The organism is Paenibacillus uliginis N3/975 (assembly GCF_900177425.1).
GTDB classification, from domain to species: domain Bacteria; phylum Bacillota; class Bacilli; order Paenibacillales; family Paenibacillaceae; genus Paenibacillus_AQ; species Paenibacillus_AQ uliginis.
Window position 1 is genome coordinate 3,006,297 of the sequence record NZ_LT840184.1, and the last position, 24,686, is coordinate 3,030,982.

A 24,686-nucleotide genomic window follows, 5' to 3' on the forward strand; every position below is an offset into this window, starting at 1 on the left:
GGAAATTGTTCAGGAGGGGCAGGAATGGACTTCATCCGTGTGCAGGAACTGCACAAATCATTCGTGTATTACCGGAAAGAAGCCGGGCTTAAAAATTCACTGAAAAATTTATTTGCCCGCAAGTCGCTGGTGAAGGAAGCGGTTAAATCCGTTTCCTTCGACATCGGCCCCGGCGAGTGCGTCGGATTTCTCGGTCCCAACGGGGCGGGGAAAACCACAACGCTCAAAATGCTGTCGGGCATTCTGTATCCCACCAGCGGTGAAGCCGATGTGCTCGGCTATGTGCCGTGGGAGCGAAAGAACGAGTTCAAACGGCTTTTCTCCATTGTGATGGGCCAGAAAAACCAGCTTTGGTGGGATCTTCCCGCCAGCGAGTCGATTTATTTGAACAAATGTATTTATGACGTGGACGATGATCTCTACCGCCGGAGTCTTGCCGAACTATCGGAAATGCTCGATGTACAGGAGCTTTTGGACGTGCAGGTGCGTCGGCTGTCCCTGGGCGAACGAATGAAAATGGAGCTGATCGCTGCTCTTATCCACCGGCCCCGGCTGCTTTATCTCGATGAGCCGACGATCGGCCTCGATTTCCCCTCCCAGAAGAAGGTCAGGGAGTTTCTGAAGTATTACAATGAGCAGTTCGGCGCGACGATCCTGCTTACGAGCCACTACATGAAGGATGTGGAAGACCTGTGCAAGCGGACGATCATCATTAATGAAGGAAGTCTTCTGTATGACGGGGATCTTCACAAAATCAACGATCTTTTTGGCGAGCACAAAATTATAAGATTGCAGTTCTCCGAACCCGTTGCCGAGCAGCGGTTGGCCAAATTTGGGAAAATCGTCACCGGAGACGGCTACAATGCTGTTCTGGAGCTGCCTAAGCACCGCTTGAAGGAAGTGTCGCGCGCCGTGCTCGATTCGTTTCCGATCGTTGACTGGACGATAGAGGACGTGCCGATCGAGGAAAGCATTTCGATGCTCTACCGCAAGGAATCCGTCGGATGAACAGACGCAGATTGTACACGGCTGTTTTTTCAATGGGCGTCCAGCATTCGATGGAATACCGGTTTCACTTCTTTCTCGGTCTTCTCGGGGCCGCTTTTCCGATTCTTGTCCAGTATTTCATCTGGACGGCGGTGTACCAGCATTCCGGTCAAACGGCGCTGTTCTCGTATTCGTACGGTCAAATTATATTGTATACGATCTTGGCGGGATTGGTGTCCAAGTTGATCGCTACCCAGTTCGAGCACCAGATTGCCGACGATATCAAAAACGGCGGCCTTAACAAGTATTTGATCAAACCTGTGAGCTATTTCGGTTACCGGCTGGTGTCCTTTTTCGGCCAGAAGGCGATCTATTACGGCATTACGGCCTTGCTGCTCGTCGGGATTATCTGGTTCGCATCTGCCGGGGGCGTGCTTGAGCTTCAGGCCGTTCGGCTGATCTTGTTCGCCGTCACGCTGTGGGGGGCACTTTTGCTCAATTTCCTGATCGCCTACTGCATCTGCGCCAGCGCTTTTTATCTGCATGAAATCTCGTATTTTTTCGTCATTACAAGTCTGCTCGTCAATATTTTGAGCGGAGGCATGTTTCCGTTGGAGATTTTCGGGGAGTCGGTTGTGAAGGCGCTCCAATATACGCCGTTCCCGTATACCATTTATTTCCCGGTCAATGTCCTCAGCGGCAAAACGGAAGCGGCGGCTATGTACCAGGGGTTGCTCATCCAGTGCGGATGGATTCTGCTGTTCTTCTGGCTATCCCGCCTGACGTGGCGCGTTTCCTTGAAGAAATATTCGGCGGTTGGGGGGTAGCGGACATTCCATATGTTTAAAATCATGAGAAAATACGCGCTCCTGTACGGCATGTTCATTAAAAACTGCCTCATCGCCCAGATGGAATTCCGGGGCAATTTCATGATGAGCCTGCTGGTCGAATCCGTCTACCTGCTTGCCAAGCTGTTATATGTGCTCGTCGTGTTCCGCACTGACCTTCACGTAGACGGCATACCGCCTGAAGGGCTGCTTCTATTTATAGGCATGCACACAGTGGTGACCGGAATTTATGTCGGCCTGTTTTTTACAAATTTCACGAAAATTCCCGAGTATATCAAAGACGGTTCGCTTGATTTAATGCTGACGAAGCCGGTTTCCCTCCAGTTCATGACTTCCTTGCGTTACGTCGATCTGGCGCTGCCGATCCCCGATATTCTGGTCGGGTTCGTCATGATCGGTATCGGCTGGCATGCCATGGATATTCCGCTGACGTTTCTGCAACTCGCGGGGTTTATGCTGCTGCTGTTTGTCTCCGTTGTCATCACATACTGCCTGATGATTATCCCGGCGCTGCTTTCATTCTGGTTCGTTCAGACTGGCTCCGTGTCGGAGATCGCCCATTCGGTCTGGGACGCCAACAATTTTCCTATGGCTATTTACCCTGCCTGGGTCCGCCGGATCGGGACCTTCGTCATTCCCTTGTTCCTTATTACCAATTTCGGACCGATGTTCCTGCTTGGACAGCTCAGCTGGCTCTATGCGGGACTGGCACTGGCCGGTTCGCTTCTGCTCTTCGTAGCCGTACGGCTACTCTGGAAACAGGCCGTGAAAGGATACAGCAGCGCGAGCAGTTGATACGGCCGGCTTTTCCATCATAGTAAGACAGCCGGTTGTTGGGTGTCCTACACGCCGAGCCCGCTTGCGGAGAAAGAGTAGGGGGCGCCGGGCTAGATCGCAGGAAACACTGCCGGTCACGCTTCCGGATCACTCGTCAGAAGGGGGAGAATAGATGAACGCAGTTCAGCTACCGGTATTGAATCCGCCACTTAAAGGATTTTTGCGGTGGGCATACACGCTTTCGATAACCAGCGCCCATGAAGAAACGATCCCTTGGTATTACAGCAATTTTATTCAGTTGTCCTGCAAAAAAAAATTTCTGGAGGACGGCAGGCAGTACTATGTCGATTTTTTTCGGGGTAAGCCCAACGAACTTAATTTTAACAACCCGTATCTTCTCACCTGCTCCGTCAATTATACGATTCTGGAGAGTTTGGCACTGGACGCCTGGCCCAAATTTTTCGCGGATCAGATCCGCAGCGGCTATTATTGCGTCGTGTTTTTGGACGAAGCCAGACTATCGCCGGCAGCCTCCTATCAGAAAGAGCCGTTCCCTCATCATCTTTTTCTATACGGTTTCGACTGGAACGAAAGTGTCTTCTATGCCTCCATGTTCGACCATACGGGAGTATACCGCAATCTGCCGATCTCGTTCCGGGAATTCCAGGATGCGGTCCAGTCCATGAGACATCTCCTGAAGGAGAAGCTTACGGCCGATCACCATACGTATTTTTACAAATATGAACCGCATTCTCCTTATCCTTTCGATAAAACGGCCGCGATCGACCAGTTGCGCGATTACCTAAACGGAGAGACCCATCTAAACCGGATCAATTACAATCCTGACAACGAGGAAGCTTTCGGAATTAAGGTTTACGACTATTTGCGAATGTACTATGATGCCGTAGAGAGCAACGATTCCCGGCTGGGTGACCGCAACGATGTGAGGCACCTTCATGTGCTCTGGGAGCACAAAAAAATGATGAGTGAGCGGATCGAATACTTGGTAGATGAGGGGATAATCCCTTACGACGAAGCGCTTGTGAATGGCTACAAGGATATAACCAAAAGGGCGTTGAAGCTGAGGGATCAGTACATTCGTCATGAAATTCGCGAAGATAAGGAAGTGTTTGAACGGCTGAGGCTCCAGTTCGACCAATTCCGAAATGAAGAGCCTGTTCTCCTGCAAAAATTGATTACACTGCTCGAAGGCTGAAAAAAGCCCCCTGTGAGAACCTACGGAACTGGATGCGATACATATTGGAAGGCCGGGTTTTCTACCCGGGGTTCTAAGTTAGTAGTCATAAAAACTTCGTCCCATCTGGGACGGAGTTTTTTCGTACAGGCCCCCCCAGTTCGACTGGGGGTTTAGGAAACCTTATAGCTATGAGTAGTCATCCTTTGAACTTCAATAATAAGCTGGAACTGGGCGACTTTAACCAAACACGAACATTCATTCAGCAGTAAGGTGTTTAGTCACCAGGGGGATTCTGGAAATGAGAGTTCGATCTATAAAATTGATTGAAGTATATGAGCGTCTAGACAAGGAAATTCGAAAAGCCTGAAAATTTCCGCATTTTAGTAAGTAACGTTCGTTCCTTCTGGCAGCAAGCAAGCGATGTCAACAGCATTGATGTATAATTGATGTAAACTTCAACAGAAACCATCGGCTGTGGGGATATTTGGCTAGTGTTTGATGGCTTAAATCTTAAGGGCAAAACCTCCAAAAAAGAAGGAAGTGTTAAACAATGAATTTAGAAATGGTTATGCAAGAGCTTGAAGCTCTTGGCAAGGAACGAACCAAGAAAATTTATATATCCAATGGCGCGCATGAACCGCTTTTTGGCGTGGCTACAGGTGCTATGAAACCCATCTTCAAGAAAATTAAAAAAAATCAACCTTTGGCTGAGCAACTTTACAACACAGGGAACTACGACGCAATGTACTTTGCCGGCATAATTGCAGAGCCAAAAGCAATGACTGAAACGGATTTTGAGCGTTGGATGGATGCGGCTTATTTTTATATGCTCTCCGATTATGTGGTTGCAGTAACCTTGGCAGAAACAGATATCGCACAAGAAGTTGCCGATAAATGGATTGCAAGTGGCGAAGAGCTGAGAATGTCAGCGGGCTGGAGTTGTTACTGCTGGCTTTTGGGTAATCGACCGGACGGTGAATTTTCCGAAAGCAAAATTGCTAATATGCTTGAAATTGTGGAAAATACGATTCACGATTCTCCCGAACGAACTAAATACGCTATGAATAATTTTATTTACACAGTGGGGGTATCATACTTGCCGCTCCATGATAAGGCGGTCGAGATCGCAAAGACAGTAGGGCCAGTAGAAGTCAAACGGGACAAGACTAAAAGCAAGTTCCTACTCGCTTCCGAAAATATTCAAAAGGCAGTAGATAAAGGGCAACGTGGTTTCAAACGAAAATATGTAAGGTGCTAAACAATAGCCTCACCTCGCGAAGTGGTGGGGTTATCTGCACTTACCGTAATTGTTCCCGTTTCTGAAGATGTTCGCCGCAATCACCTGGCCGAACAGGGAGTACATATTCGGGGTTATTTTTCAAATCCTAATACGCCGCTGTGGATCTGCCTCAAAAGTCCACTTGTACGTAGCGGGGGACTGGGTCGGAAGTCAATCCCAGTTGGCCAACGCCAGCAACTAGCGCGCTTCGGGAGGAGCCCATGATTTTGAAGGATAATACCGAGTAAGCAGCATCGCCCTCAAGCAAAGCTCCGAGGGCTGATGTGTGATGTTTAGTCATTAAACTGAAGGTATAAGAATAGCGGAGTGGCAGTGGCATGGTGTCTGTACATCCCGCTGTGAGCTGCGATATATCAGGTTCAAGAGTCCAAAGCAGGGGGAGCGAACGGCACCTTCAGCGTCTTTGGAACTGTAAAAGAGGGACAGTGATTACCCTTAGCTTTACCAAAAAACCAACGAAATAATTTCATGAATGAACAGAGCCGAAGAATGACAATATAAGGAAGTGGTATACATCTCAATTTCCAAAGGAGGATATCTGTAATGGCTCACCAGAAGAGAAGGAAAGAAGCTGCCTGGAAGTCACGAAAGCAAGAACAGCATCCCCATGGTAAAATCAAATCGCTCAAGGAATTGTCCAGCGAATAGGATGAGGAGTATACTACTTGGAAGAGAAGGACTGTCGGTGAAATTTACCGGCAGTCTTCTTTTTTGTAATAATCTTTCCGTTACCGGAAAGGGCGATATTGTTCTTTCATGGTGTGAGGCGTTCAAGAAAAGGCAAACTATCTGGAAGTGTGTAGATAGAAGGATAACAAGAAATATACAGCCAACTATATTTTTAAAAAATTCCAGACAGTGCTTTGTTTGCTACCAAATTAAGTCTAATTGAATTGTACAGGATAATTCACCGACGATTGGAAGATAGCGAAGTTGCCCGCCGAATTTTCAGGCGGGCTTTCTCTTGCTTTTATTAGGCAGCCGTCAGCCGGTTTCCTGCTCAACTGCCTTTTCTCAACTAACGGGCAGATTAGTTATAATTGCTTAACTACCCACTATATCCATATTGAATTCTTTTATTTTTGGACTTTTTTATCGTCTATATGTCTAGTACCTTTTTGAAAAATTTACATAGATTAATAATGTATTATCGATATCTATTATAAGAATGGAGTGATAACAATGGGTTTTTATGTACGAAATAGTACGCCTAACCCGATATATGTTGCTGTCGGGTACTATGATTCTGATTGTAGCCCTATCACCTATGCTAAGAGCGGCTGGTACCGTATAACTCCTGGAAGGCGATCGCTTATTGTGACTGGATCAGCCGCAAATCGATCGTTCTATGTCTATGGACATGACAGTTTCGGTAATGAGTGGAGTGGTAATTTTTACAGTTATGTTCCTAGCACGGCTTTCACAATGTGCTGGATAGAAAGTTGCCAGGGCGCGGGCTGTAGAAGAGTAGGGTTCGATAAGGTCGATGTTGGCAATTTCGAAAACCACACATTAAACCTTGTAGATAGTACCCAAGGTGCATCTAACTCAAGAAATACTAGAGTGTCGAAAAAAAGAACACCAAAATTTAAATTAGGTAAGTTCAGCATTAAAAAGTCACCTGGAAAATTAAGTAAATTGGGCAAGGACAGAAAACCATTATATGGGAAAAGAAAGTAGAATTTTATAAGACTTTGAAAGCCGCATTTTAGGCGGCTTTTTTTATGCACAAATATGCCTATATAGTAGGATATTGACACAAAAATGCCTACATTCTGGCGGGACACCAGTACGTATGGCGGAGGACAATGGCTCGGCCGTCATTAAGCTAACGGGTAGGATAGTTCGATAAGTTATAAATTGAATTGTTTAAAGTTATAGAGCATTTCTTTGTAATGAGGAATGCTTTTTCATCTTTTTTTAAAATGAAAAGTATAATTCTATAACAATAATAATATAATAAAACTCAATAATATTTTATTGCAAAACAATAAATCATGTGATAAATTCAAATTGACAATAAATAAGAGAGGTGCTTTTTATGAAACGAGGATCAACACTCTTTTTAAAGATAGCTGTTATTATTATTGGAATCCCAGTTCTTGCTTTGTGTATATTTTTTGTGCCTGCGATAGCGAACTTTGCATCAGAATTGTATCCTGATATTGGTTATATAAAATATCTCGTTATAATCGATTTGTATGCAGCGGCGATACCTTTTTACTTTGCTCTGTATCAAGCTTTTATACTTTTAAACTATATTGACAAGAATAAAGCTTTCTCGGAACTATCTGTAAGAGCTTTAAAGAATATAAAATACTGTGCAATCACAATCAGTATCGTGTATGTGGTAGGCGTGCCACTCTTATATCTAATAGCCGAGAAAGACGACGCCCCAGGTATGATAGTAATCGGATTAGTCATAATCTTTGCTTCAATGGTGATTGCAGTTTTTGCCGCAGTTCTTCAAAAGCTTTTAAAAGAGGCGATTGATATAAAATCGGAAAATGACTTAATAATCTGAGGTGAATAACATGGCAATTATAATCAATATTGATGTGATGCTGGCTAAAAAGAAAATGAGCGTAACCGAACTTTCGGAGAGGGTTGGAATAACAATGGCTAACCTTTCTATATTGAAAAATGGAAAGGCAAAAGCAATTAGGCTTTCAACTTTAGAGGCAATTTGCAAAGCATTAGAATGCCAACCTGGAGATATTTTAGAATACAAAATTGACGAATTCACTCAAGGATGAAATGAACAATCGACCGTATTGAGCGGGACATGCTACTGAACAATTTTGAGATAAAAAGAACCGACCCTGCGGTCGGCTTTTTTCATAGCGTCTTTACTCCTGCCTCTGGTTGATAAATAAGACATCTGCCCCTTGCTCAAGCTCAACGGAAAGTTGCAGATACGTCGCTAAAAAAATCCTGTAACACCACGGTGAAATGGGATCAAGAGACCCGTTCGGCAGAAGTTAGAAAAGGCGCGGCATGGACAACGGTGCAGAAAGACACCGATTACTACTTATATAATGACAGGACGCCGATCTCGCTTGGCATCGCTCCGGTTATAATCAACGACTCGATTTAGGCTTTAGCGTAGCCAAACAACATTTGGCTGTTGCCCCTGAAAGGGCAGGGATTAATCATTTTTCTGATGAAATTGTGCAGGCTGGCTATGATCACAGCAAGGAGTTGGTACGTATCCTGTGGGATAGTCCGGTTGATTTCTCATTACTTGAGAAAATGATCGAGTTCAATATTTTGGATAAGGCAGACTGTTCAATTTTTTGGCGGAAATAGTAAAAATAGGATAGATCTTAGAGGCTCATATTTGCGTTTTAAGGCCTTTTGGGTTCGTTTTTTCATGCCCCACCACTCTTGTTGGGGATGCCTTGACATGGCGAATGTCAAAGTAAGGGGTGCGCCCCTTTTTCAAGGGTGCGGTTTTTGTCGGAAGACAAGATCATTGTCACATCAAAATCCGCTTAAATAGCGGGTTTTCTTATTTTTGGGGTCAAGTTCTTGTCTTCAATAAATGACAAGAACTTGACCCCATTCCCAATGAGTGACAAGAACATGATAAGGAGCAGTTTGCTACGGCAGCTGCTCCTTCTTTTTATTAAGCCAACGGGCAGGACAGCGTGATGACTTCGCGAATACCTCAATATGAAATTTCGATACTCTAGAAGTGACCATGCTGTTGAAGTAAAGTGAGACAAGGAGGTAAAGATAGTGAAAGATATTATTACTTTAAAACAACTCTACAGTTACGAACTATTTGCTATTGTTGTATTAGAGAACCGTGTCGACCTTTACTGGCAAACAAACGTTTGGTATAGTTGGAGTAAAAATATGGGAGTGTGAAGGACTTTTGGATAGTTCAACAATAATGATTGACCTTCTATTAAGGAAATACAAAGCAGACCAGAAATGGACTCGTATGGTAATTGAACAATTATCTGAAGAGGATATCGTATGGTCACCTACCCCCGAGAGTAACAGCATCGCTAATTTGATAGCACACATTTCGGGGGCTGTTCATCAATGGTTTGAAACCGCATACTTTGGTGCTCCATATATCGAAGATAGGAGTAACGAATTCAAACGTGGGCTGCAAATGTCCAAGGAGCAAGCATTGGAACTTTCAAAGAAATCATACGACCGAATCATACAGGTTCTTGAAATCATGAAAGCAAACCCTGAAAAGTTACTGGAGCAACCTTATTTAAATTTTCCAACATTCAGCGGTGCCTTAGACAATCAAGCCACCATTCTAGAAATGCTTCTGCATCAATTTAGACATTTGCCCAGTCACACGGGACAAATCATGTACATTGCAAAGATGAGGAAGGGGCAACTTCAGTGGAGTTAAAAAGTACATTTTTGGGAATTCCCGTGAGCGACCTTTAAGTAGCTGCTGAAGCTGAATGATATAGCAAGCATTTTGGTTTTAAGGTTGTCACGGAAGATCCCATTTTTGTAGAACTACTCACCGAATCTGGCGTAAGAATTTGCTTGAGCAAACATGAGCCGAAAGTCAATTCACACATAAATTTATCAGATGGACCGTTTCCGGTGAAGGGATTCATCGTTTCTGATGCAGAAGCGATTTATCAAGAACTGAAAAATAACGGTGTCGAAGTAGGGAAATTCTTTGAATATCAAGGAAAGTCATTTTCGTTCTATGACCTGGACGGCAATTTCATCGAAGTTTGGAGTCTATCAGAAAGTAAGAACAGATAGTATTAAGCTAAAGGGAAACGATAGCTTAATAGAATCAAGAAGGTAGCCGGCCAACGCGATCGGCTGCTTTTTCGTTAAACTAACGGGCAGATTTGCTTAATAATTTCCTGGATTCTGCAAGAGAAATAGGAGCAGATTGCCTAAGTTCATCTGCTCCTTATTTATCTAATAGTTAAATTAACGAATTATTTCCCGATTCTTTTGCGTAAACAGAACCTGCCGGTGGTCTTTCGAAAAAGTGATTGCTAGATATCAAGTTTACGGGTTCCGATCCATTTCACCATTTCAGGATCGTTATGAGAAAAGAACAGGCTCTGTTTCGTATCTAACGTAGTAATCGACTCCATATCCTCTTGACTTAATTCAAAATCAAAGATATTGAAGTTTTCGATAATTCTTTCTTTACGAACGGACTTTGGAATCACAACGACTTCTCTTTGTGTCAACCAACGTAAAACCACCTGAGCAACGGATTTATTATACTTTTCAGCTATGGATACCAATACCTCATTCTGGAACAAGTTATGTTTCCCTTCAGCAAAAGGCGCCCAGGATTGGATCTGAACACTGTTCTCTTTCATTAATTTCGCACTTTCGATTTGCTGGTTGAAAGGGTGCGTTTCAACCTGGTTTACGGCAGGAACTACTTCATTATGAATAATCAAGTCGATCAGGCGATCCGGCTGGAAGTTACTAACGCCGATTGCACGGACCTTTCTTTCACGATACAATTCCTCCATAGCGCGCCAAGAGCCATACACATCGCCAAATGGCTGATGAATTAAATACAAATCCAAAAAATCCAATTGCAATCTTTCCAGTGATTTTTCAAATGCTTTCTTTGTGCGCTCATAACCAGCATCCTGAACCCAAAGTTTCGTAGTGATAAATAATTCCTCTCTTGCCACGCCACTCCGTTTGATCGCTCTTCCAACTGCTTCTTCATTTAGATAAGAGGCAGCTGTATCAATCAGCCGATAACCTGCCATAATAGCGTCATAAACGCTTTGTTCACATTCATTTTGATCTGAAATCTGAAAAACACCAAAACCGAGTATAGGCATCTCAACACCATTGTTCAAAATTACTTTTCGCATCAAAAATCCTCCATGTTTTATTATTGTAAATCGATATAATCTTATCCTTTACATCCTTAACATTCTTACTCCGTTGCCGCGCGTTTCGAGAAGTACGGGTAAGCCCGAAGGAAACGACGCCACGACGACCGCCGTCGAGACCGCAGCTGCTCCAATCCAGCAGATCTACAATATAGACGATCCACCTACGGCGACACCATCCGATACCATCGCTAACTTTCACATCCTTATTATGCACCAGATGACAAAGCAACTGTTATAACATTCGTGCCAAATGTTTGCCTAATCCTCTCACTATCACTTATCTAACTGACTAATATGGACTATAATCGAACTTTAAAGAATTTATTTTTCATGCGTGAATCGAATGCGACCGGACCAAGCCACGGAGTTTACAAGATTTCTTTATTTATGGTGGTTCAAGGAGCGAAGGAGGTATGGCTGGGGCACAGGAGCGCTTTAGGTACAGTCCTGCCGATTACCTTGGTGTATTCGTTCACTTGCTAGTTTCCGTCCAAGTCACTGAAGTCGGTTCTTTTAGATAATATGTTACACATTGAGTAGCGGTGGTTCTAAAGACTGCCGTTACATAACTAACGGGCAGGATAGCTCGAATGAGTAGAAGGTAAATAATGGGGGTATATCGAATTGAATTACAACCATGATCGATAAAGGAGCCATTACGGCATGATAGTGATCCCTGATACATTTTTTGAAAGAATGCACGAACTCCACGGTGAGCAAGGCGTCGTATGGTCGAAGGCGCTGCCTGGGCTGATCACTGACTGTGCAAGCCGCTTTGACTTTAGCCCGGAAGCTCCATTTTCCAATTTATCTTATAACTTCGTGCTCCGCGCAAAGCGTAGGGACGGGAAGCCAGCCGTCCTTAAGTCATCCTTCATGAAGGACGAGCTTTCTAGGGAAGTTAGTGTGCTTCGCGCCTATGAGGGCCGGGGGGCGATTCATGTGCTTGATGCAGACGAGGAGTGGGGCGTGGCCCTGCTGGAGGGTGCTGACCCTGGCACGCCGTTGTCGACAATTGAGGATGATGCGTGTGCGACGGAGATCTTTTGCGAAGTATTTCGCCGCCTTCACCTTCCCGCACCATCCGGCAGTCTGTACCCGTCCATGAAGCAGCACTTCGCGACAATTGAGCGATACCGCGAGCGATTCGACGACGTGAACATTGCCGCGCCACTGCCTGAGAGCTGGGTGAAACATGCCGAAGAATGTCTGGCGTATCTCATCACGACCACGAGTGAAAATCTCCTACTGCATGGCGATCTTCATCATGACAACATCCTTCGCCAAGGCGAAGAGCAATGGGCTGTCATTGACCCCAAAGGCATCATCGGCGACATCCATTTTGATACGATCCAGTATCTGCTTAATTACGAGGATCGAGGCGGTGACTGCGAGCAGGTGCTGCGGGGCCGGATTGCGATTATGGCCGATCGCCTCGGTCTGGACCCTCGCCGAATCGCGATGTGGGGCGTAGCGCGAGGCGTGCTTGAGGCCTGCTGGACGATTGAAGATGGAGGAAAGGATTGGCACAGAGGAATCCAAATCACGGAGCGCTTCGACAAATGCCTAGATTGAGTTCTATCCAATAAAAGGGGCCTGAGTCATCGAATCGATTGCGATTGCTAACATTAGGGGGCTTTTTTGACAGGTTTCGCTGATCTAACAGGACACGATAGTTCAAACAACCAGGAAGCAGACCGCTACGGGCAGCTGCTCCCTTTCTCATTGAAGTAACGATGAGCATACCGAACATAAGGCATTCCAGGAAAGCGAGTACTTCAAGGAGAAGTCGAAGGAACGCTACAAAATTGAAGCGAAGACAGCGAACTCAAACACAGGCACGGGTACGATGTCGCCACATCCTCGGGTCTAACAGGCATGGAGCTGCAAGGCGTAATGGCCATATTCGCAGTAAATCTAAAGCGAATCCTGAAACTAAATGAATAAAAGCTCTTAACCAACAGGATCTTACCTAGTGAAAAAGACGGCACCTACTCCCAGATATGCGAGGGAAGTCTCGTCTTTTTCATAAACTGCATTAATTTACGTTAGAAAACGTAAGTACTTCTGTGGTTTCGATGAATTCAAGGGTCATCTCCTAGCAGCTTAACTCCGCGGTGGTTTGTTTAAACTGTCCACAATCCGGGTCAGTGTTCAGCTCTGCCGGAGGGTAGCGGCAAAAAAAAAATTGAACACGAAATAACGCTATGATATAATCGATAGCGTTATTGACAAATCAATTTAAAATGTGTATTCACTTTTATCCCTACTTTAATTCTACATTTGGAACTTTGATTTGTCAATACCCTTTTTTATCTCAGAAAATAGAAAAAGGAGTGTGTTTAGGGAGATATGGAAGAGAAGGATTGGCAGCAGGAAAAGGAACGGCTTGAACAGGTCAGGAACAAACTGCAGACAAGAATCGCGGAGCTTGCGCCGGAGGTTACCGGGCTGCACGATCAGGCGGCGGACATCCGAAAGCGGTTTTGGGAAGAAGTGACGATCAACACGAGCACGAACGAAGATTTCGAAGAGACCTTTTACTCAGTTCAGCAGCAGTCCGCGATGTTGGCCGAACGAGAGCGCGGCCACAACCGGTTGGTGCATCAATGGAACGGCATGAAACGGTTGCTCCCATCACCTTATTTTGGGCGCGTTGACTTTCAGGAGGATGGCTTGAACGCAACCGAGCAGGTCTATATTGGGGTATCTTCCTTCGTTGACAATGACGGACTGAATTTTCTGATCTATGACTGGCGTTCCCCCATCGCAAGCCTATACTACGACTATCCTCCGGGCCCGGCCTCTTATGACACGCCGGTAGGTCGAATCGAAGGGATGATGACGCTCAAACGGCAGTTTCAGATTCAGAACGGACACATCCGCACCATGTTCGACGCGAGCGAAACGATTGGAGACGAATTGCTACAGCAAGTGCTCAGCAAGGACGCGGACTCGCAAATGAAGAGTATCGTGGCAACCATCCAGAAGGAGCAGAACGCCATCATTCGTGACGAAAACAGCCGGATGCTTATTGTTCAGGGGGCGGCTGGCAGCGGGAAAACTTCCGCGGCCTTGCAGCGTGTGGCGTATCTGCTTTACAAACACCGACAGACTATCAAGGCCGATCAGATTGTGCTTTTCTCGCCCAATTCGATGTTTGGTAGTTATATCTCCACCGTCCTTCCAGAACTCGGTGAAGAAAATATGCAGCAGACGACGTTTCAGGAATATCTCGATTATTGGCTCGGTTCCTCATTGCGGCCAGAGGATCCCTTCGATCAGATCGAATACACACTGACAGCACAGGGGGAGTCGGGATATGAGGCTCGCCTTCAAGGGATCGCGTACAAAACCTCCGAAGCTTTTCTAAAAGCCCTGCAGAACTACGGGAAGTGGTTAGGGCGGGAAGGTATGCTGTTTAAAGACATATGGTTTCGAGATCGCGTTTTGATTACTGCGGAGCGAATGAGGGCGAAAATGTATGATTTCGACAGTTCCCTGCCGTTGTTCAGTCGTGTCGCTCTCTTGCAGGAATGGCTGCTCCATGAACTGGCTTCTCTCGAACGCGAGGAACGGAAAGCGTTCTGGGTGCAGGAGGAGTTAAATTATCTTGATAACGAACAGTACGCTGATGTTTTCGACATGCTGCACAAAGAGAAGGAACTAATCGACCTTTCGGAGCAATACGCTGTGGCCCGCGATCGAATGAATAACAAGCGCCGGGGAGACGAAGGCGACGTTGACTTCGCCCAGCGGGAGGAGGAACTGATCCTTCGATCAATCGTGAAAAAAAGCTTTAAACCGCTAAGGAAAAGCGTGAGGAAATTTTCGTTTGTCGATATCAAAGGTATATATGGGCAATTATTCGGTGACGAAACCTCATATCGGGAGAAAACAAATGAAATCGTCATTCCCCCGCATTGGTCTGAAATCTGCAGACAAACCAAGGATATGCTGAGCCGGAACGAATTGTTCCACGAGGATGCGACTCCTTATTTGTTTGTAAAAGAACTGGTCGAAGGCGTCCGAACGAACAAGGAGATACGGCATGTCTTCGTCGACGAAGGCCAAGATTACTCGGCGTTTCAATATGAATATTTAAAAAAATTGTTTCCACGTGCCCGGATGACGGTGCTCGGTGATTTCGGGCAAGCGATCTTCATGCAGGCTACCAACCTAGAAGCATCCGATTCTCCGCTGATCCGGCTTTTTGGCGAAACCAATACAAGCCTCATCCGCCTCGTGCGCAGCTATCGTTCAACCAGAGAGATTGTAAAATTTACGAAATCGATGCTTCCCGGCGGGGACGAGATCGTACCATTTGACAGAAGAGGCCACAAGCCCCTTCTGATCAGATCGAACGGCGTGAAGAAGCGTGATGCGCAAATACTGGAAGACATCGCCTCGCTCAGGGCTGAGGGCTACGCTTCCATCGCCGTCATTACGAAGACTGCGGCCGAAAGCCGTACAGCCTTTGAATCATTACGGATGCAAGGAAGCGAAGCATTGCAGCTCATTACGAAGGAGACGGTCACCTTTGAGAAAGGAGCGATGGTTATTCCCGTATACCTTGCCAAGGGTATTGAGTTCGATGCAGTTTTGATTTATGAGGCTTCACCTCAAGCTTACAGCCGGGAAAACGAACGCAAGCTTCTTTATACGGCGTGTACGCGGGCCATGCACCGGCTTCATCTTTATACGACGGGCGATTGGTCGCCGTTCGTGCAGGCATTGCCTGCGAATTTGTATGAGAAAGCGCCATATTGACGGATCGGGGGTGACGTCGGCCGCGATTAGCTGCTGCTCATGATTCAGCAAATCTTCGGCGCCATCCTTTAGGCTGTCATCAAGGCCGGTTGTAAGCCGCCGCTCATGGCGATCCCGTAATACACTCAACAAAGTGTGGGAAGTTGGTTTCGGTAACGTCTCATTAAAATTACAAAAAAATCGAGAAGTGATTTTTAAACATAAGAGTTTAGATGTAGGGATTGTGTCACACAGAACCGTTGTCCGACGACAAGAACTTATAGACTATGAAAGCCGCATAAACTGCGGCTTTTTTTGTTATAAGTACCCAAGTTCTTGTCCTAACTCAATGACAAGAACTTGTACACTTATCCGATTAGAAATTTATCTAATGCAATTCGGTATAGGCATCTATTACGCTAACGGGCAGGATAACGGAAAAAAGGCATGTAATATATAATATAAAATAAGTGACGTTTTCGGTTTAACCCCCTAATCTTGGACACTAGCCACCTCATTCTCGGGATATCGCATCATAACGCAATTTTTGCAGGAGTAATCGTTCCTTCGTTCACCAAACGCAAATACTCCTTAGGCGGCCAGTCATGAAGGCTTCCATGAATGCGCTCGTTGTTGTAATAGCGAATGAACCGATCTACTTCCGAAAAGGCTTCCTCATAATCCTCAAAACAGTGTCGTTGGTAGCACTCGCGTTCCACAATACTGTGGTAGGACTCAATGAAGGCATTCTTGTTCGGTGTCCGGTTCGGAGTACGTTCATGTTCAAGGCCTGCCTGTTCACAGAAAGCATGGAACGCCTTGCTGACGAACTGGGGGCCATTGTCAGTACGAATAACCAACTTCTGCTCATCTCCGTACACTTTACGCGTAAGGAGCGCTTTCTGGAGTGTACGTAAGATATCTTGGGTGTGGCAGGTTTTCCCGCGATGGTACGCTACAATTCGGCGGTCAAACACGTCAATAATGCTGGCCAGGTAGAAATGCCGGCGTTTTCCCGCCACGTAGCCATACTTAATATCCATCTGCCACAACTGGTTGGCGCCATTTACCACCCGGTTATTCGCTACTCTTTTGGGAACAGGGTTCGTTCTTTCTCGTTGTGGAAGGAGAATCCCCAAGGACTTGCAGAGACGGTATACCTTCTTTTTGTTAATCACTAGCTTGTACTTTCGGCGCAGCAAAATCGTCAGTTTCCGGTAACCAGATGCTCCATGAGGGCCTTGGATCAGACGACGAAGAAACCCTTGAATACGGGTATCAGAGACGGCCTTTCCGTTCTGGTCACAGGAATAGCCCGGGATCGGTCGTCCGTTGCTGATCGGCTGCTGACGTTCAGGATGCTTCAAACGGTAATAGTACGTGGATCGCGGCGCGTCACAGATCCGTAGGACGGTACGGATCGGATAGCCTTGCTCAATCCAATAGGAGGCTATTTGTAGTCGGGATACTTTTTTTTTACGAGATCTTTGAGGATGTGGTTTTCAAGTTCCTTCTCCCCCAACAGTTTCATCGCCTCATCATATTTTTGCTGCAGCTCTTGGAATTTGGCCGCATCCTGCTCTATTTTTTGGGCTTCTTTCTGCTTTTTGACCATAAGATCTCCCACCTCATCCTCATATTGACGAACCCAGCCGCTTAACGTTTTGGGAGACATGCCGTATTTTCTCGCAACGATCTCTGTCCGGTAACCAGACAGCACCTCTACGACATACTCTTTTTTCGCCTCAACCGGGCATCGAAATCGTCTTTTCATGGACGGACTCCTCATTTCTTTTTAGTGTATCTGAGGTACCTTGGAGTGTCCAATTGGATTAGGGGGCTATAAAGTTTTAGGTGGTTAGCAATTGAAACAAATTCATGATTTTGATAAAGACCTATGGTTCACTCTTGAAGAACATTGCAAAGGCAAGCATTTCATTGTGGGGAATCCTCATACTTTTCATGGGAGAATATCAGCGTTATTGCCCGCAAAAAGATGTGTTCTTTAATGTTTCGCTTGGGGAGATAGGTGACATGCCCTTAAATACAAAGTATTGGATTAAGGGTTTCTTATCAGGGAATGAACCATCACCTCCAGTCGATGAAAAAGGTGATATATATCCGCCGATACACGAAGATAATATTCATTGGGATAAAAGCGTCGCTTTGTTCCACAAAACAGGTTCTTGGTATTCGGGTGAAAGGAATTGTACAATTTGTGGGATGAAATTATTAAATTCTTGGACAGATTTTGATTGTGAAAATTGTTTAGAAGAGAAATAGTGTTCAACTAACGGGCAGGAATGTTGAAGACCAACCACAATAATTTTCATACTAATGCAGAGCGAAGTGAGGGAGTGCTTTTTTGGAAACCGATGTGTGGATTCCCTTAATAAATATAGAAGACGACAGAAAAATTTGGGTAGGGACAAAAGTCAGGTTATATAATGTGGGATTAAATGTGAAGGATAAGTCTCTTGATTATTACGACTATCTGGTATCGAATATCTATGACAACAATGACTATCTCCAATTAACTAACCTCTCGAAAGGAGAAGCTGGAAATATCATTTGTGTTATAAAAAAGGACAGTCTACATCATTATGCTTTAGGTAAGTCTCTAAAGGAAATGATGGAATCAGAAAATACGTATGTGCTTCTGGAGTAACTAGAAGCACCTCCTTAGATCAAACTCAATTATGCTAACGGGCAGGATAGTTTAATCAAACATGGTGAAAAGGTTGCTGGCATAGGTGATCTTATTGCTCAGAGGAGCAAGGAAATCAACTGATTAAATCGAAATATATGTATAATCGCCTAATCGCGAGAACGCATTGCGTCAAATGCAAGGCATCGTCGTCGTGTAAATGACAAGATTATTAAGGAAATGAAAGGTGATGAATGGAGCGGTGGTAAATATAACAATTAAAAATAATACAATTATTGATTTTGAAAATAAAAGTGAACGGATCTACGCCTGTGTTAAAAAATGCCTTGTGGAAGAAGAAATAGAGTCACTGAATGTTATCTGCGACGATGTTGGTTACAAAACACCAAACTTCACAACATCTGGGATCTATTGTTTGCACGGAATAGTAAGGTTGCAGAATAGTGAAGATAAACCATGGAGTGTCATCGTAAAGGTGATTAAACCGGACAGTGTAGAGAAGAATTATGCAGAGCATCACAATTATTGGCGACGGGAAGCTCTCGTGTTTAATTCGGGTATTTTGAACGAGCTGCCGGATTTTATAAAGGTCGCTAGATGCTTTTTGGTTGAAGAGTTACCCGACGAAACAATATGGATATGGATGGAGCACATCGAGGGTGAATATGCAGGTACAGTGGAACAGTTCTCCTTTATCGCACGACAATTAGGACGGTTTAATGGTGCCTATATTACGGGAGACAAAGCATTACCCCGTTATGATTGGTTATGCAAATCCTGGCTTAAATCATGGACGACAGCCAGCCGTAAATATGCACCCAGTGTTGATACATATGTTGAAAGATTATCTAATGATGATTTAAGAACGATATGGGCTTGGTATGAAAATCTCATTAGGAAACTTGATATTGCTATTGAATCGCTTCAACGATTGCCTCGTGTATTGGCACATCAAGACTTGAGTCAAATGAATATGCTCCTTGTGACAAGCGATAACTCCACCCCTCAACTATTGCTGATTGACTGGCAATTTCTGAGTATCTCAGGTATTGGAGAGGATCTAGGTAAGATGTTTGGGGTGAATATGAGTCTAGGGATAATTCAGCCTGACCATTATGATGAATTCCAAACATCATTATATAATTCTTATTTAGAAGGACTGCGTACCGCAGGTTGGCAGGGAGATGAGAAGTTAGTGCGATATGGATTCTGTTTAAGTATGGCTTTAAGAAGTGTATGGGAAGTTCCTAAATACTTTTCAATGTTAGCTCAGTTGGAGACAGAGCCACAAAACCAAAATCTTAAAGATCGTTTATACAGACTTGAAAGGATTATCTCGATTCAAAAGGACATGCATACGGAAGTTGAGTTAATGATGCCTAAGTTAGGGTTTTGCACCGTCCATTAAACTAACGGGAAACGATAGCTTAATGAGTACACGACGGCTGCCGTTTCCGCGAAGGTAATGTAATCGCTTAAAATGCGGTTTATATGATAAAGGCTGTTGTCCAATGCAACGGCTAAAACAACTATCGGACAGAAGTTACTACGTTATGTAGGCGCACCAACTCAAGGAGTGGCTAAATATGTTGAACGGAGAAGGTTGGTAGAAGGGATGTGAAAGCATGGGCTCTTTATCCTTATTGGGTATACTGGCGGTGATTCATGCTATATTACAAATTACAATTCCAGATATAATCTTAAGCCTAAAACCATGTGGAGTTAGAACTAAAGAAGCAGTAAAAATTGGAGGTTTAATTACACTACCAATTGGTATAATTCTAATTATTGCAGATTTAGTTATATTTTAGACATTATAAGCCACATGTGAGCCATGCTCCATTGTCAGACGACAAGAACATATAGACTTTGCTACTTAGCCGATTAGATAATTATCTAATCAACTTTTATACTTACGTGGAGGAACTCGCTTTGCGGTTTGAGAAGTTAGGAACGTCGAGGGCAAAAACAGCATGGTCGACGTTTGTCTGACGACAATAAAATGAAGACTTTGAAAGTCGCATTATATGCGGCTTTTTTGTTTGAAGTAACCAAGTTCTTGTCGTAACTCAATGACAAGAACTTGGTTACTTCGCCGATTAGATGAGTGTCTAATGTCTGGGCGCATCTACAGCTTGTTAAGCTAACGGGCGATTCTTTTTGAGTTCACCAGAGTGATATGGAATACAATTGCTACGATAAATTTTACAAAAAGAAAATGTAGAATTCATAAAATCCCCCAAGTCCTTTTATATACTTAAATTGTTCGATATAGCGAATCAAAAGGACTAGGTGGTAGATACAATGTTAAAAAAACGTGATTTGCACGAATGCCATTCACTGTATAACTTGATGATGGATCCTGCAGTTTTTCCTTACGTTCGTTATAAATGCCAATCTTATGAAGAATATTTATTCATAACCAAACGGTTGATCGTTGAAGAAGAACAGGAGACAATTATTTCTAGAACGATTCTTAACGATGTGGGACATCCCATTGGTACCATTGATCTATACGATATTGTTAATAAAACAGGCTTCTTGGCCACATGGATTGGAACTCCTTATTTTGGAAAAGGTTATAACCAACGAGCGAAGGAATCCTTTTTTGCTGAACTTTTTCTTCAACATAATATCGAAACGGTATTTTTGAAGATCCGAAAACAAAATATTCGATCGAAGAAGGCGGTAGAAAAAATACCGTATGCCAAATTAGCAAATGATATAAACCAGCAAATATATAAATCGATAAATAATTCGCAACAGATCTATGATTTGTATTATGTGGAGCCGTTAGGCTTTTTAGAAAGCAGTAAAGTCATGCAAATAGAGGTTGCTACGTAGCAAACTGTGCAAAAAAACTGTATTCAAAGTGGTATTATATCCATAATAAAACAAGCCATTCTGTGTCTGCTTTAGAAATAAAAAATGTATTTAATCAGCAAATTGTGACATTTGTTAAGGACACGCATTCTGCACCTGAAGAAAATTCGATTTAAAAAAGTTCTTCTCCAAGAGTATCCCTCCGATTCTTTGAGACCCGACTTGCTCTGGCCTTTAGGACGAGGGATTTTTTGGATAATTTTAACATATCAAAGTTGAATTTTACTTTTTTTAGATGATGTATTATAAATTTGATTCGATTAATGATTGGATATAGATTTCAATCATTTTAATATTTTCTTTCCATAATAAAACAAGCCATTCTGTGTCTGCTTTAGAAATAAAAAATGTTGCAAATCCATTTATATAAGCTCCTAATAAATCATTTACTAACTCCAAGTCATTCGCGTCTAGTGTATCACCATAAAAATCATTTACTAAAATCTCAAAGAAATCAAACGGTGTTTTTTCGCTGTCTTTACCATAGATAAGATCATCAAATTCCGTATCATATGAAGACTTCACTACAAATTGCATTTGAACATTAATTAAATTTAAGTAGTCTTTATTTTTTTCTTCAATGAAGAAGAGAAAATATTTGAGCATAATATCCGCAAAAGAATCCGTTTCCTTAGCTTCTTGATAAATTTGTTCCAGTGCTTCACTCATTAACACATCAGCATAAATAAAAGCTTCTTGTTGAATAGTCTCCATAGAACCAAAGTGATGAAACACGCTTGCTTTACTAACATTTGCCTTCTTTGCTATGCTGTTGGCACTTAATGCTTCTAACCCATTTTCTGCTATTAAAGTGATTGTAGCGTGTAATAAAGCTTCTTTTGTTTTGTTCCCCTTTTTTTCTCTACCATCTATCATTACCGTTCCTCCTAGAATGGTTGTCACATTTTCTTCAGTTATTATAGCATAAAACAAATATGTTGACCGATTGGTCAGTTTTGCATAAAATATAATTGACCGTTCGGTTAGTTTTTAGTTTTGTGTGCCACCTGTTTTAAGTTTTATGAAATTTTGCTTTTGATAAAAGGAAAGGAGAGGGCCAAAAGAAAAAGGGAAAGTTACTTATTTTTGCGAGCGTACTCGCATTGTTGACGTTGTTTATATGCTTTACACAATTTTTAAGTCTTCTGAAGAGGAAGTAGGGAAAACAGAAAAGGATTTTCATCACGTACCATTTTGAGTTTATATGGAGGATATTCACATGAAAAAAAGGCTTTCTTGGGTGCTATCCGCTACACTTGCGTTGACTATGATTGCACCAACCGGTGCAATGGCTTCCAGCGTCGCCCCTACCGTTGTGGCAAGCCAAGGATTGAAGAAAATCGCTGCCGAGAATGCTGCGCTGCTTATCGAATCCACCCATACGATTAGCGTTCAGTATGCGCTGATTGACAATGGAAAAATCACTGTGTCTGGCCACACTGGCAAGGACGATGAGCCGCTGACCAAGGATACATTGTACGGTATCGGTTCGGTCAGTAAAGTATTTGGTGCCGCAGCCGTCATGAAATTGGTAGACGAAGGGAAAATCGATCTGGATACCCCCGTCGTCCAGTATATAACCGATTTCAAGATGAAGGACGAACGGTATAAGCGCATTACTCCGCGCATGCTGCTGAACCACTCTTCCGGTCTGCGAGGTACTGGATCTACGAGCGATTCTTTATTCGAGGATAATGACAGCTATGCCCATGATACCATTCTGCAGACATTGTCCGACCAGACCTTGAAGGCAGACCCTGGAGCATTCTCGGTGTATAGCAATAGCGGTTTCACGCTTGCCGAGATTCTCGTTGAAAGAGTCAGCGGCATGAGCTTTACCGAATTTCTTCATCAATATTTTACAAAGCCATTGCAGATGAATCATACGAAGACACCACAGGACAAATTGAAAGGAAGTAAGCTTGCCCGGTTCTATGTCCCGGATTACCAAGAGCAGCTTCCAGATATTTTTGTTAATGTGATCGCTGAAGGAGGGATTAATTCCACAGCAGAAGATATGGTACGATTCTCGCAAATATTTATGGGACAGGCAAATCATATCCTTTCTGACAAGTCGGTTCGGGCGATGGAACAGGAGGAATACAAGAAAGGCATCTGGCCGGAAGATACGGATGATAGTAACAATTACGGTCTCGGCTGGGACAGTGTGAAGCTATACCCGTTCAATGATTACGGAATAAAGGGTTTGGCCAAAGGCGGGGACATCTCTACGTATGCTGCTTCTCTCGTCGTGCTTCCTGAGAAAAAGATGGCGGCTGCCGTGTTATCATCCGGCGGTAGCAGTAGCACGAATCAACTGCTGGCAAGCGAAATGCTGCTGCTGGCGCTCAAGGAAAAGGGCGAAATCAAGAACGTCAAGCCGGATAAATCATTCGGCAAGCCGGTTAAGGCCAAGATGCCCAATGATGTAGTGAAGCAAGCGGGCTATTACGCCAGCAGTAATACGCAGTCCCTAGTAGAAATAACCAAGGACGGGGAACTGTCCATGGCAAACGATCCGGAGACGAAGTATATATATACTTCGGATGGAAGCTTTATTAACGAGAACGGAACCTCCAAGGTCAGTTTCGTCACCGAGAAAAACGGACGCACGTATTTGTGGAAGAGAGCCTATGAGACATTGCCGGGATTGGGGCAGCTAGCAACGTCAGAGTATGCGGCCGAGAAGCTGGAAGACAACGTGCTGCCGAAGGAGACCGCCGAAGCTTGGGCAAAACGGGAAGGCGCTAAGTTCTATGTCGTGAACCAGAAATTCAGCTCCGAAGAGTATTTCTTTGGGCAGCTGACAATCGAAATTAGCCTCGCCGACGGTCTGCCGGGTTATTGGGAGGACAGAAAAATCACAGGTCCGAATACGGCGACGAGTCAGATCCAAATCCCAGGAATAGCAGGCCGGGATACGACGGAAGCCCGGTTCTACACGAAAGACGGCATCGAATATTTGAACGTAAACGGGTACTCACTTGTGAGCGAGGCGAACGTAAAACCGATCTATGCAGGAAATCAGTCCAAGGCCACGGTGTCAGCGAACGGGGATGCTAAATGGTATACTATCCCGGCAGCGGCGGCAGGCAAAACGATGACGGTCAAACTGCCAACGAATGGTGCTTTCGCGGTATATGACGAGCAAGGATCATGCATCAGCTATAGCCTTGTCTACGGCAACAACAAATTGACGCTGCCCAAGAACGGAACGATCGTATTTGCCGGTGAGCCGGGATCGAAATTTAAAATAGCAATGAAATAAGCTGTACTCAAAACTACGTTGTCGGTATTGGCGTTTATTCTGCTCCTATAACTTTTGTTGGTATATTATTTTGTAGGGGGTAGGGGTAGGGGTAGGAGTTAGAGATGGGGAAAAAATGTAAGGACTTTTGACTCT

The 24,686-nt window shown here is 44.1% G+C and carries 27 protein-coding genes and 3 pseudogenes; 24 read left to right on the forward strand and 6 right to left on the reverse strand.

The annotated features are described in order from the left end of the window. The first annotated feature begins 24 nt into the window (after nt 1-24). From B9N86_RS14130 to B9N86_RS14150, 5 genes are all read left to right on the forward strand, one after another. Nucleotides 25-1,008, forward strand: coding sequence for an ABC transporter ATP-binding protein (locus B9N86_RS14130; RefSeq protein ID WP_208919837.1), 984 nt, complete (start codon nt 25-27; stop codon nt 1,006-1,008). Then, entirely contained in the window at nt 1,005-1,814 is an 810-nt protein-coding gene (locus B9N86_RS14135) for an ABC transporter permease (protein ID WP_208919838.1), read from the forward strand. The genes B9N86_RS14130 and B9N86_RS14135 overlap by 4 nt, the downstream gene beginning before the upstream one ends. 12 nt (nt 1,815-1,826) lie before the next feature. After that, the gene (locus B9N86_RS14140; RefSeq protein WP_208919839.1) at nt 1,827-2,630 is read left to right on the forward strand and encodes an ABC transporter permease; all 804 of its coding nucleotides are present in this window, start codon (nt 1,827-1,829) and stop codon (nt 2,628-2,630) included. A 154-nt stretch (nt 2,631-2,784) separates the two neighbouring features. Continuing rightward, nucleotides 2,785-3,828 carry a hypothetical protein gene (locus B9N86_RS14145; RefSeq protein ID WP_208919840.1) on the forward strand — a complete coding sequence of 348 codons (1,044 nt, stop codon included), beginning with the start codon at nt 2,785-2,787 and terminating at the stop codon, nt 3,826-3,828. A 532-nt stretch (nt 3,829-4,360) separates the two neighbouring features. After that, nucleotides 4,361-5,068 (forward strand): DNA alkylation repair protein, encoded by a 708-nt coding sequence (locus B9N86_RS14150; RefSeq protein ID WP_208919841.1) that lies wholly within the window; start codon nt 4,361-4,363, stop codon nt 5,066-5,068. Between the two features lie 151 nt (nt 5,069-5,219). Here B9N86_RS14150 and B9N86_RS14155 read toward each other — a convergent pair whose 3' ends face one another. Next, entirely contained in the window at nt 5,220-5,390 is a 171-nt protein-coding gene (locus tag B9N86_RS14155; RefSeq protein ID WP_208919842.1) for a hypothetical protein, read from the reverse strand. Nucleotides 5,391-5,653: 263 nt separating this feature from the next. Here B9N86_RS14155 and B9N86_RS30310 point away from each other — a divergent pair, with 263 nt between their 5' ends. The 9 genes and pseudogenes from B9N86_RS30310 to B9N86_RS14185 all read left to right on the forward strand — a co-directional run. Next, the gene (locus tag B9N86_RS30310) at nt 5,654-5,758 is read left to right on the forward strand and encodes a DUF6254 family protein (RefSeq protein WP_015735743.1); all 105 of its coding nucleotides are present in this window, start codon (nt 5,654-5,656) and stop codon (nt 5,756-5,758) included. Between the two features lie 534 nt (nt 5,759-6,292). After that, nucleotides 6,293-6,790, forward strand: coding sequence for a DUF1036 domain-containing protein (locus tag B9N86_RS14160; RefSeq protein ID WP_208919843.1), 498 nt, complete (start codon nt 6,293-6,295; stop codon nt 6,788-6,790). A gap of 361 nt (nt 6,791-7,151) precedes the next feature. Then, nucleotides 7,152-7,634: a DUF2975 domain-containing protein gene (locus B9N86_RS14165; RefSeq protein ID WP_208919844.1), complete on the forward strand. Its 483-nt coding sequence runs from the start codon at nt 7,152-7,154 to the stop codon at nt 7,632-7,634. A gap of 10 nt (nt 7,635-7,644) precedes the next feature. Continuing rightward, entirely contained in the window at nt 7,645-7,866 is a 222-nt protein-coding gene (locus B9N86_RS14170) for a helix-turn-helix domain-containing protein (RefSeq protein ID WP_208919845.1), read from the forward strand. A 125-nt stretch (nt 7,867-7,991) separates the two neighbouring features. Then, on the forward strand, nt 7,992-8,207 hold the full coding sequence (locus B9N86_RS14175) for a stalk domain-containing protein (RefSeq protein ID WP_342193876.1): 216 nt from the start codon (nt 7,992-7,994) through the stop codon (nt 8,205-8,207). Continuing rightward, nucleotides 8,204-8,419 (forward strand): annotated as a pseudogene (locus B9N86_RS30315) (DUF1801 domain-containing protein); the annotation flags it as partial. The gene B9N86_RS14175 and the pseudogene B9N86_RS30315, both read left to right, overlap by 4 nt. A gap of 432 nt (nt 8,420-8,851) precedes the next feature. After that, entirely contained in the window at nt 8,852-8,983 is a 132-nt protein-coding gene (locus B9N86_RS30645) for a hypothetical protein (RefSeq protein ID WP_280174986.1), read from the forward strand. Between the two features lie 7 nt (nt 8,984-8,990). Continuing rightward, nucleotides 8,991-9,491: a DinB family protein gene (locus B9N86_RS14180; protein WP_208919847.1), complete on the forward strand. Its 501-nt coding sequence runs from the start codon at nt 8,991-8,993 to the stop codon at nt 9,489-9,491. Between the two features lie 71 nt (nt 9,492-9,562). Further along, a pseudogene (locus B9N86_RS14185) lies at nt 9,563-9,862 on the forward strand (VOC family protein); the annotation flags it as partial. A 245-nt stretch (nt 9,863-10,107) separates the two neighbouring features. Here B9N86_RS14185 and B9N86_RS14190 read toward each other — a convergent pair. Both B9N86_RS14190 and B9N86_RS14195 read right to left on the reverse strand, forming a co-directional pair. Then, nucleotides 10,108-10,959 carry an aldo/keto reductase gene (locus tag B9N86_RS14190; protein WP_208919849.1) on the reverse strand — a complete coding sequence of 284 codons (852 nt, stop codon included), beginning with the start codon at nt 10,957-10,959 and terminating at the stop codon, nt 10,108-10,110. Further along, a complete protein-coding gene (locus B9N86_RS14195; protein WP_210190678.1) occupies nt 10,928-11,197 on the reverse strand; it encodes a PAZ domain-containing protein in 270 nt (89 codons plus the stop codon). The genes B9N86_RS14190 and B9N86_RS14195 overlap by 32 nt, the downstream gene beginning before the upstream one ends. Nucleotides 11,198-11,313: 116 nt before the next feature. Here B9N86_RS14195 and B9N86_RS14200 point away from each other — a divergent pair, with 116 nt between their 5' ends. The 4 genes and pseudogenes from B9N86_RS14200 to helD all read left to right on the forward strand — a co-directional run bounded on the left by B9N86_RS14200 (nt 11,314) and on the right by helD (nt 15,753). Then, complete coding sequence (locus B9N86_RS14200; protein ID WP_244563088.1) at nt 11,314-11,466, forward strand: AraC family transcriptional regulator N-terminal domain-containing protein; 153 nt, start codon at nt 11,314-11,316, stop codon at nt 11,464-11,466. Between the two features lie 180 nt (nt 11,467-11,646). Next, nucleotides 11,647-12,558 carry an aminoglycoside phosphotransferase family protein gene (locus B9N86_RS14205; RefSeq protein ID WP_208919851.1) on the forward strand — a complete coding sequence of 304 codons (912 nt, stop codon included), beginning with the start codon at nt 11,647-11,649 and terminating at the stop codon, nt 12,556-12,558. A gap of 163 nt (nt 12,559-12,721) precedes the next feature. Next, nucleotides 12,722-12,930: pseudogene (locus B9N86_RS14210) on the forward strand (transposase); the annotation flags it as partial. 405 nt (nt 12,931-13,335) lie between these two features. Beyond that, nucleotides 13,336-15,753 carry an RNA polymerase recycling motor HelD gene (gene helD, locus B9N86_RS14215; protein ID WP_208919852.1) on the forward strand — a complete coding sequence of 806 codons (2,418 nt, stop codon included), beginning with the start codon at nt 13,336-13,338 and terminating at the stop codon, nt 15,751-15,753. 512 nt (nt 15,754-16,265) lie between these two features. On the opposite strand, the gene B9N86_RS14220 is transcribed toward helD, so the two are convergent. Beyond that, entirely contained in the window at nt 16,266-17,186 is a 921-nt protein-coding gene (locus B9N86_RS14220; RefSeq protein WP_208920385.1) for an IS3 family transposase, read from the reverse strand. Further along, a complete protein-coding gene (locus B9N86_RS14225; protein WP_208919853.1) occupies nt 17,183-17,506 on the reverse strand; it encodes a transposase in 324 nt (107 codons plus the stop codon). Before B9N86_RS14225 ends, B9N86_RS14220 begins: the two co-directional genes overlap by 4 nt. Nucleotides 17,507-17,694: 188 nt before the next feature. Here B9N86_RS14225 and B9N86_RS14230 point away from each other — a divergent pair, with 188 nt between their 5' ends. From B9N86_RS14230 to B9N86_RS14250, 5 genes are all read left to right on the forward strand, one after another. Then, nucleotides 17,695-18,015: a hypothetical protein gene (locus tag B9N86_RS14230; protein ID WP_208919854.1), complete on the forward strand. Its 321-nt coding sequence runs from the start codon at nt 17,695-17,697 to the stop codon at nt 18,013-18,015. A gap of 82 nt (nt 18,016-18,097) precedes the next feature. Beyond that, entirely contained in the window at nt 18,098-18,400 is a 303-nt protein-coding gene (locus B9N86_RS14235; protein ID WP_244563089.1) for a hypothetical protein, read from the forward strand. 229 nt (nt 18,401-18,629) lie between these two features. Continuing rightward, nucleotides 18,630-19,808 carry a phosphotransferase gene (locus tag B9N86_RS14240; protein ID WP_208919855.1) on the forward strand — a complete coding sequence of 393 codons (1,179 nt, stop codon included), beginning with the start codon at nt 18,630-18,632 and terminating at the stop codon, nt 19,806-19,808. Nucleotides 19,809-20,025: 217 nt separating this feature from the next. Continuing rightward, a complete protein-coding gene (locus B9N86_RS14245) occupies nt 20,026-20,211 on the forward strand; it encodes a hypothetical protein (protein WP_208919856.1) in 186 nt (61 codons plus the stop codon). A gap of 493 nt (nt 20,212-20,704) precedes the next feature. Further along, complete coding sequence (locus tag B9N86_RS14250; RefSeq protein ID WP_208919857.1) at nt 20,705-21,244, forward strand: GNAT family N-acetyltransferase; 540 nt, start codon at nt 20,705-20,707, stop codon at nt 21,242-21,244. 282 nt (nt 21,245-21,526) lie between these two features. Here the strand turns inward: B9N86_RS14250 and B9N86_RS14255 are convergent, their stop codons facing one another. Further along, complete coding sequence (locus tag B9N86_RS14255) at nt 21,527-22,159, reverse strand: TetR/AcrR family transcriptional regulator (protein ID WP_208919858.1); 633 nt, start codon at nt 22,157-22,159, stop codon at nt 21,527-21,529. Nucleotides 22,160-22,502: 343 nt separating this feature from the next. Between B9N86_RS14255 and B9N86_RS14260 the strand changes: the two genes are divergently transcribed. Then, nucleotides 22,503-24,551 carry a serine hydrolase domain-containing protein gene (locus B9N86_RS14260; protein ID WP_208919859.1) on the forward strand — a complete coding sequence of 683 codons (2,049 nt, stop codon included), beginning with the start codon at nt 22,503-22,505 and terminating at the stop codon, nt 24,549-24,551. Nucleotides 24,552-24,686: the final 135 nt, after the last annotated feature.

Excerpts from the sequence above, each read along its gene's own strand:
- B9N86_RS14130 (WP_208919837.1), top strand. The coding sequence starts at position 25 with ATGGACTTCATCCGTGTGCAGGAACTGCACAAATCATTCGTGTATTAC.
- B9N86_RS14135 (WP_208919838.1), top strand. The coding sequence starts at position 1,005 with ATGAACAGACGCAGATTGTACACGGCTGTTTTTTCAATGGGCGTCCAG.
- B9N86_RS14140 (WP_208919839.1), top strand. The coding sequence starts at position 1,827 with ATGTTTAAAATCATGAGAAAATACGCGCTCCTGTACGGCATGTTCATT.
- B9N86_RS14145 (WP_208919840.1), top strand. The coding sequence starts at position 2,785 with ATGAACGCAGTTCAGCTACCGGTATTGAATCCGCCACTTAAAGGATTT.
- B9N86_RS14150 (WP_208919841.1), top strand. The coding sequence starts at position 4,361 with ATGAATTTAGAAATGGTTATGCAAGAGCTTGAAGCTCTTGGCAAGGAA.
- B9N86_RS14155 (WP_208919842.1), bottom strand. The coding sequence starts at position 5,390 with ATGACTAAACATCACACATCAGCCCTCGGAGCTTTGCTTGAGGGCGAT.
- B9N86_RS30310 (WP_015735743.1), top strand. The coding sequence starts at position 5,654 with ATGGCTCACCAGAAGAGAAGGAAAGAAGCTGCCTGGAAGTCACGAAAG.
- B9N86_RS14160 (WP_208919843.1), top strand. The coding sequence starts at position 6,293 with ATGGGTTTTTATGTACGAAATAGTACGCCTAACCCGATATATGTTGCT.
- B9N86_RS14165 (WP_208919844.1), top strand. The coding sequence starts at position 7,152 with ATGAAACGAGGATCAACACTCTTTTTAAAGATAGCTGTTATTATTATT.
- B9N86_RS14170 (WP_208919845.1), top strand. The coding sequence starts at position 7,645 with ATGGCAATTATAATCAATATTGATGTGATGCTGGCTAAAAAGAAAATG.
- B9N86_RS14190 (WP_208919849.1), bottom strand. The coding sequence starts at position 10,959 with ATGCGAAAAGTAATTTTGAACAATGGTGTTGAGATGCCTATACTCGGT.
- B9N86_RS14200 (WP_244563088.1), top strand. The coding sequence starts at position 11,314 with ATGCGTGAATCGAATGCGACCGGACCAAGCCACGGAGTTTACAAGATT.
- B9N86_RS14205 (WP_208919851.1), top strand. The coding sequence starts at position 11,647 with ATGATAGTGATCCCTGATACATTTTTTGAAAGAATGCACGAACTCCAC.
- helD (WP_208919852.1), top strand. The coding sequence starts at position 13,336 with ATGGAAGAGAAGGATTGGCAGCAGGAAAAGGAACGGCTTGAACAGGTC.
- B9N86_RS14225 (WP_208919853.1), bottom strand. The coding sequence starts at position 17,506 with ATGAAAAGACGATTTCGATGCCCGGTTGAGGCGAAAAAAGAGTATGTC.
- B9N86_RS14230 (WP_208919854.1), top strand. The coding sequence starts at position 17,695 with ATGGGAGAATATCAGCGTTATTGCCCGCAAAAAGATGTGTTCTTTAAT.
- B9N86_RS14240 (WP_208919855.1), top strand. The coding sequence starts at position 18,630 with ATGAATGGAGCGGTGGTAAATATAACAATTAAAAATAATACAATTATT.
- B9N86_RS14245 (WP_208919856.1), top strand. The coding sequence starts at position 20,026 with ATGGGCTCTTTATCCTTATTGGGTATACTGGCGGTGATTCATGCTATA.
- B9N86_RS14250 (WP_208919857.1), top strand. The coding sequence starts at position 20,705 with ATGTTAAAAAAACGTGATTTGCACGAATGCCATTCACTGTATAACTTG.
- B9N86_RS14255 (WP_208919858.1), bottom strand. The coding sequence starts at position 22,159 with ATGATAGATGGTAGAGAAAAAAAGGGGAACAAAACAAAAGAAGCTTTA.
- B9N86_RS14260 (WP_208919859.1), top strand. The coding sequence starts at position 22,503 with ATGAAAAAAAGGCTTTCTTGGGTGCTATCCGCTACACTTGCGTTGACT.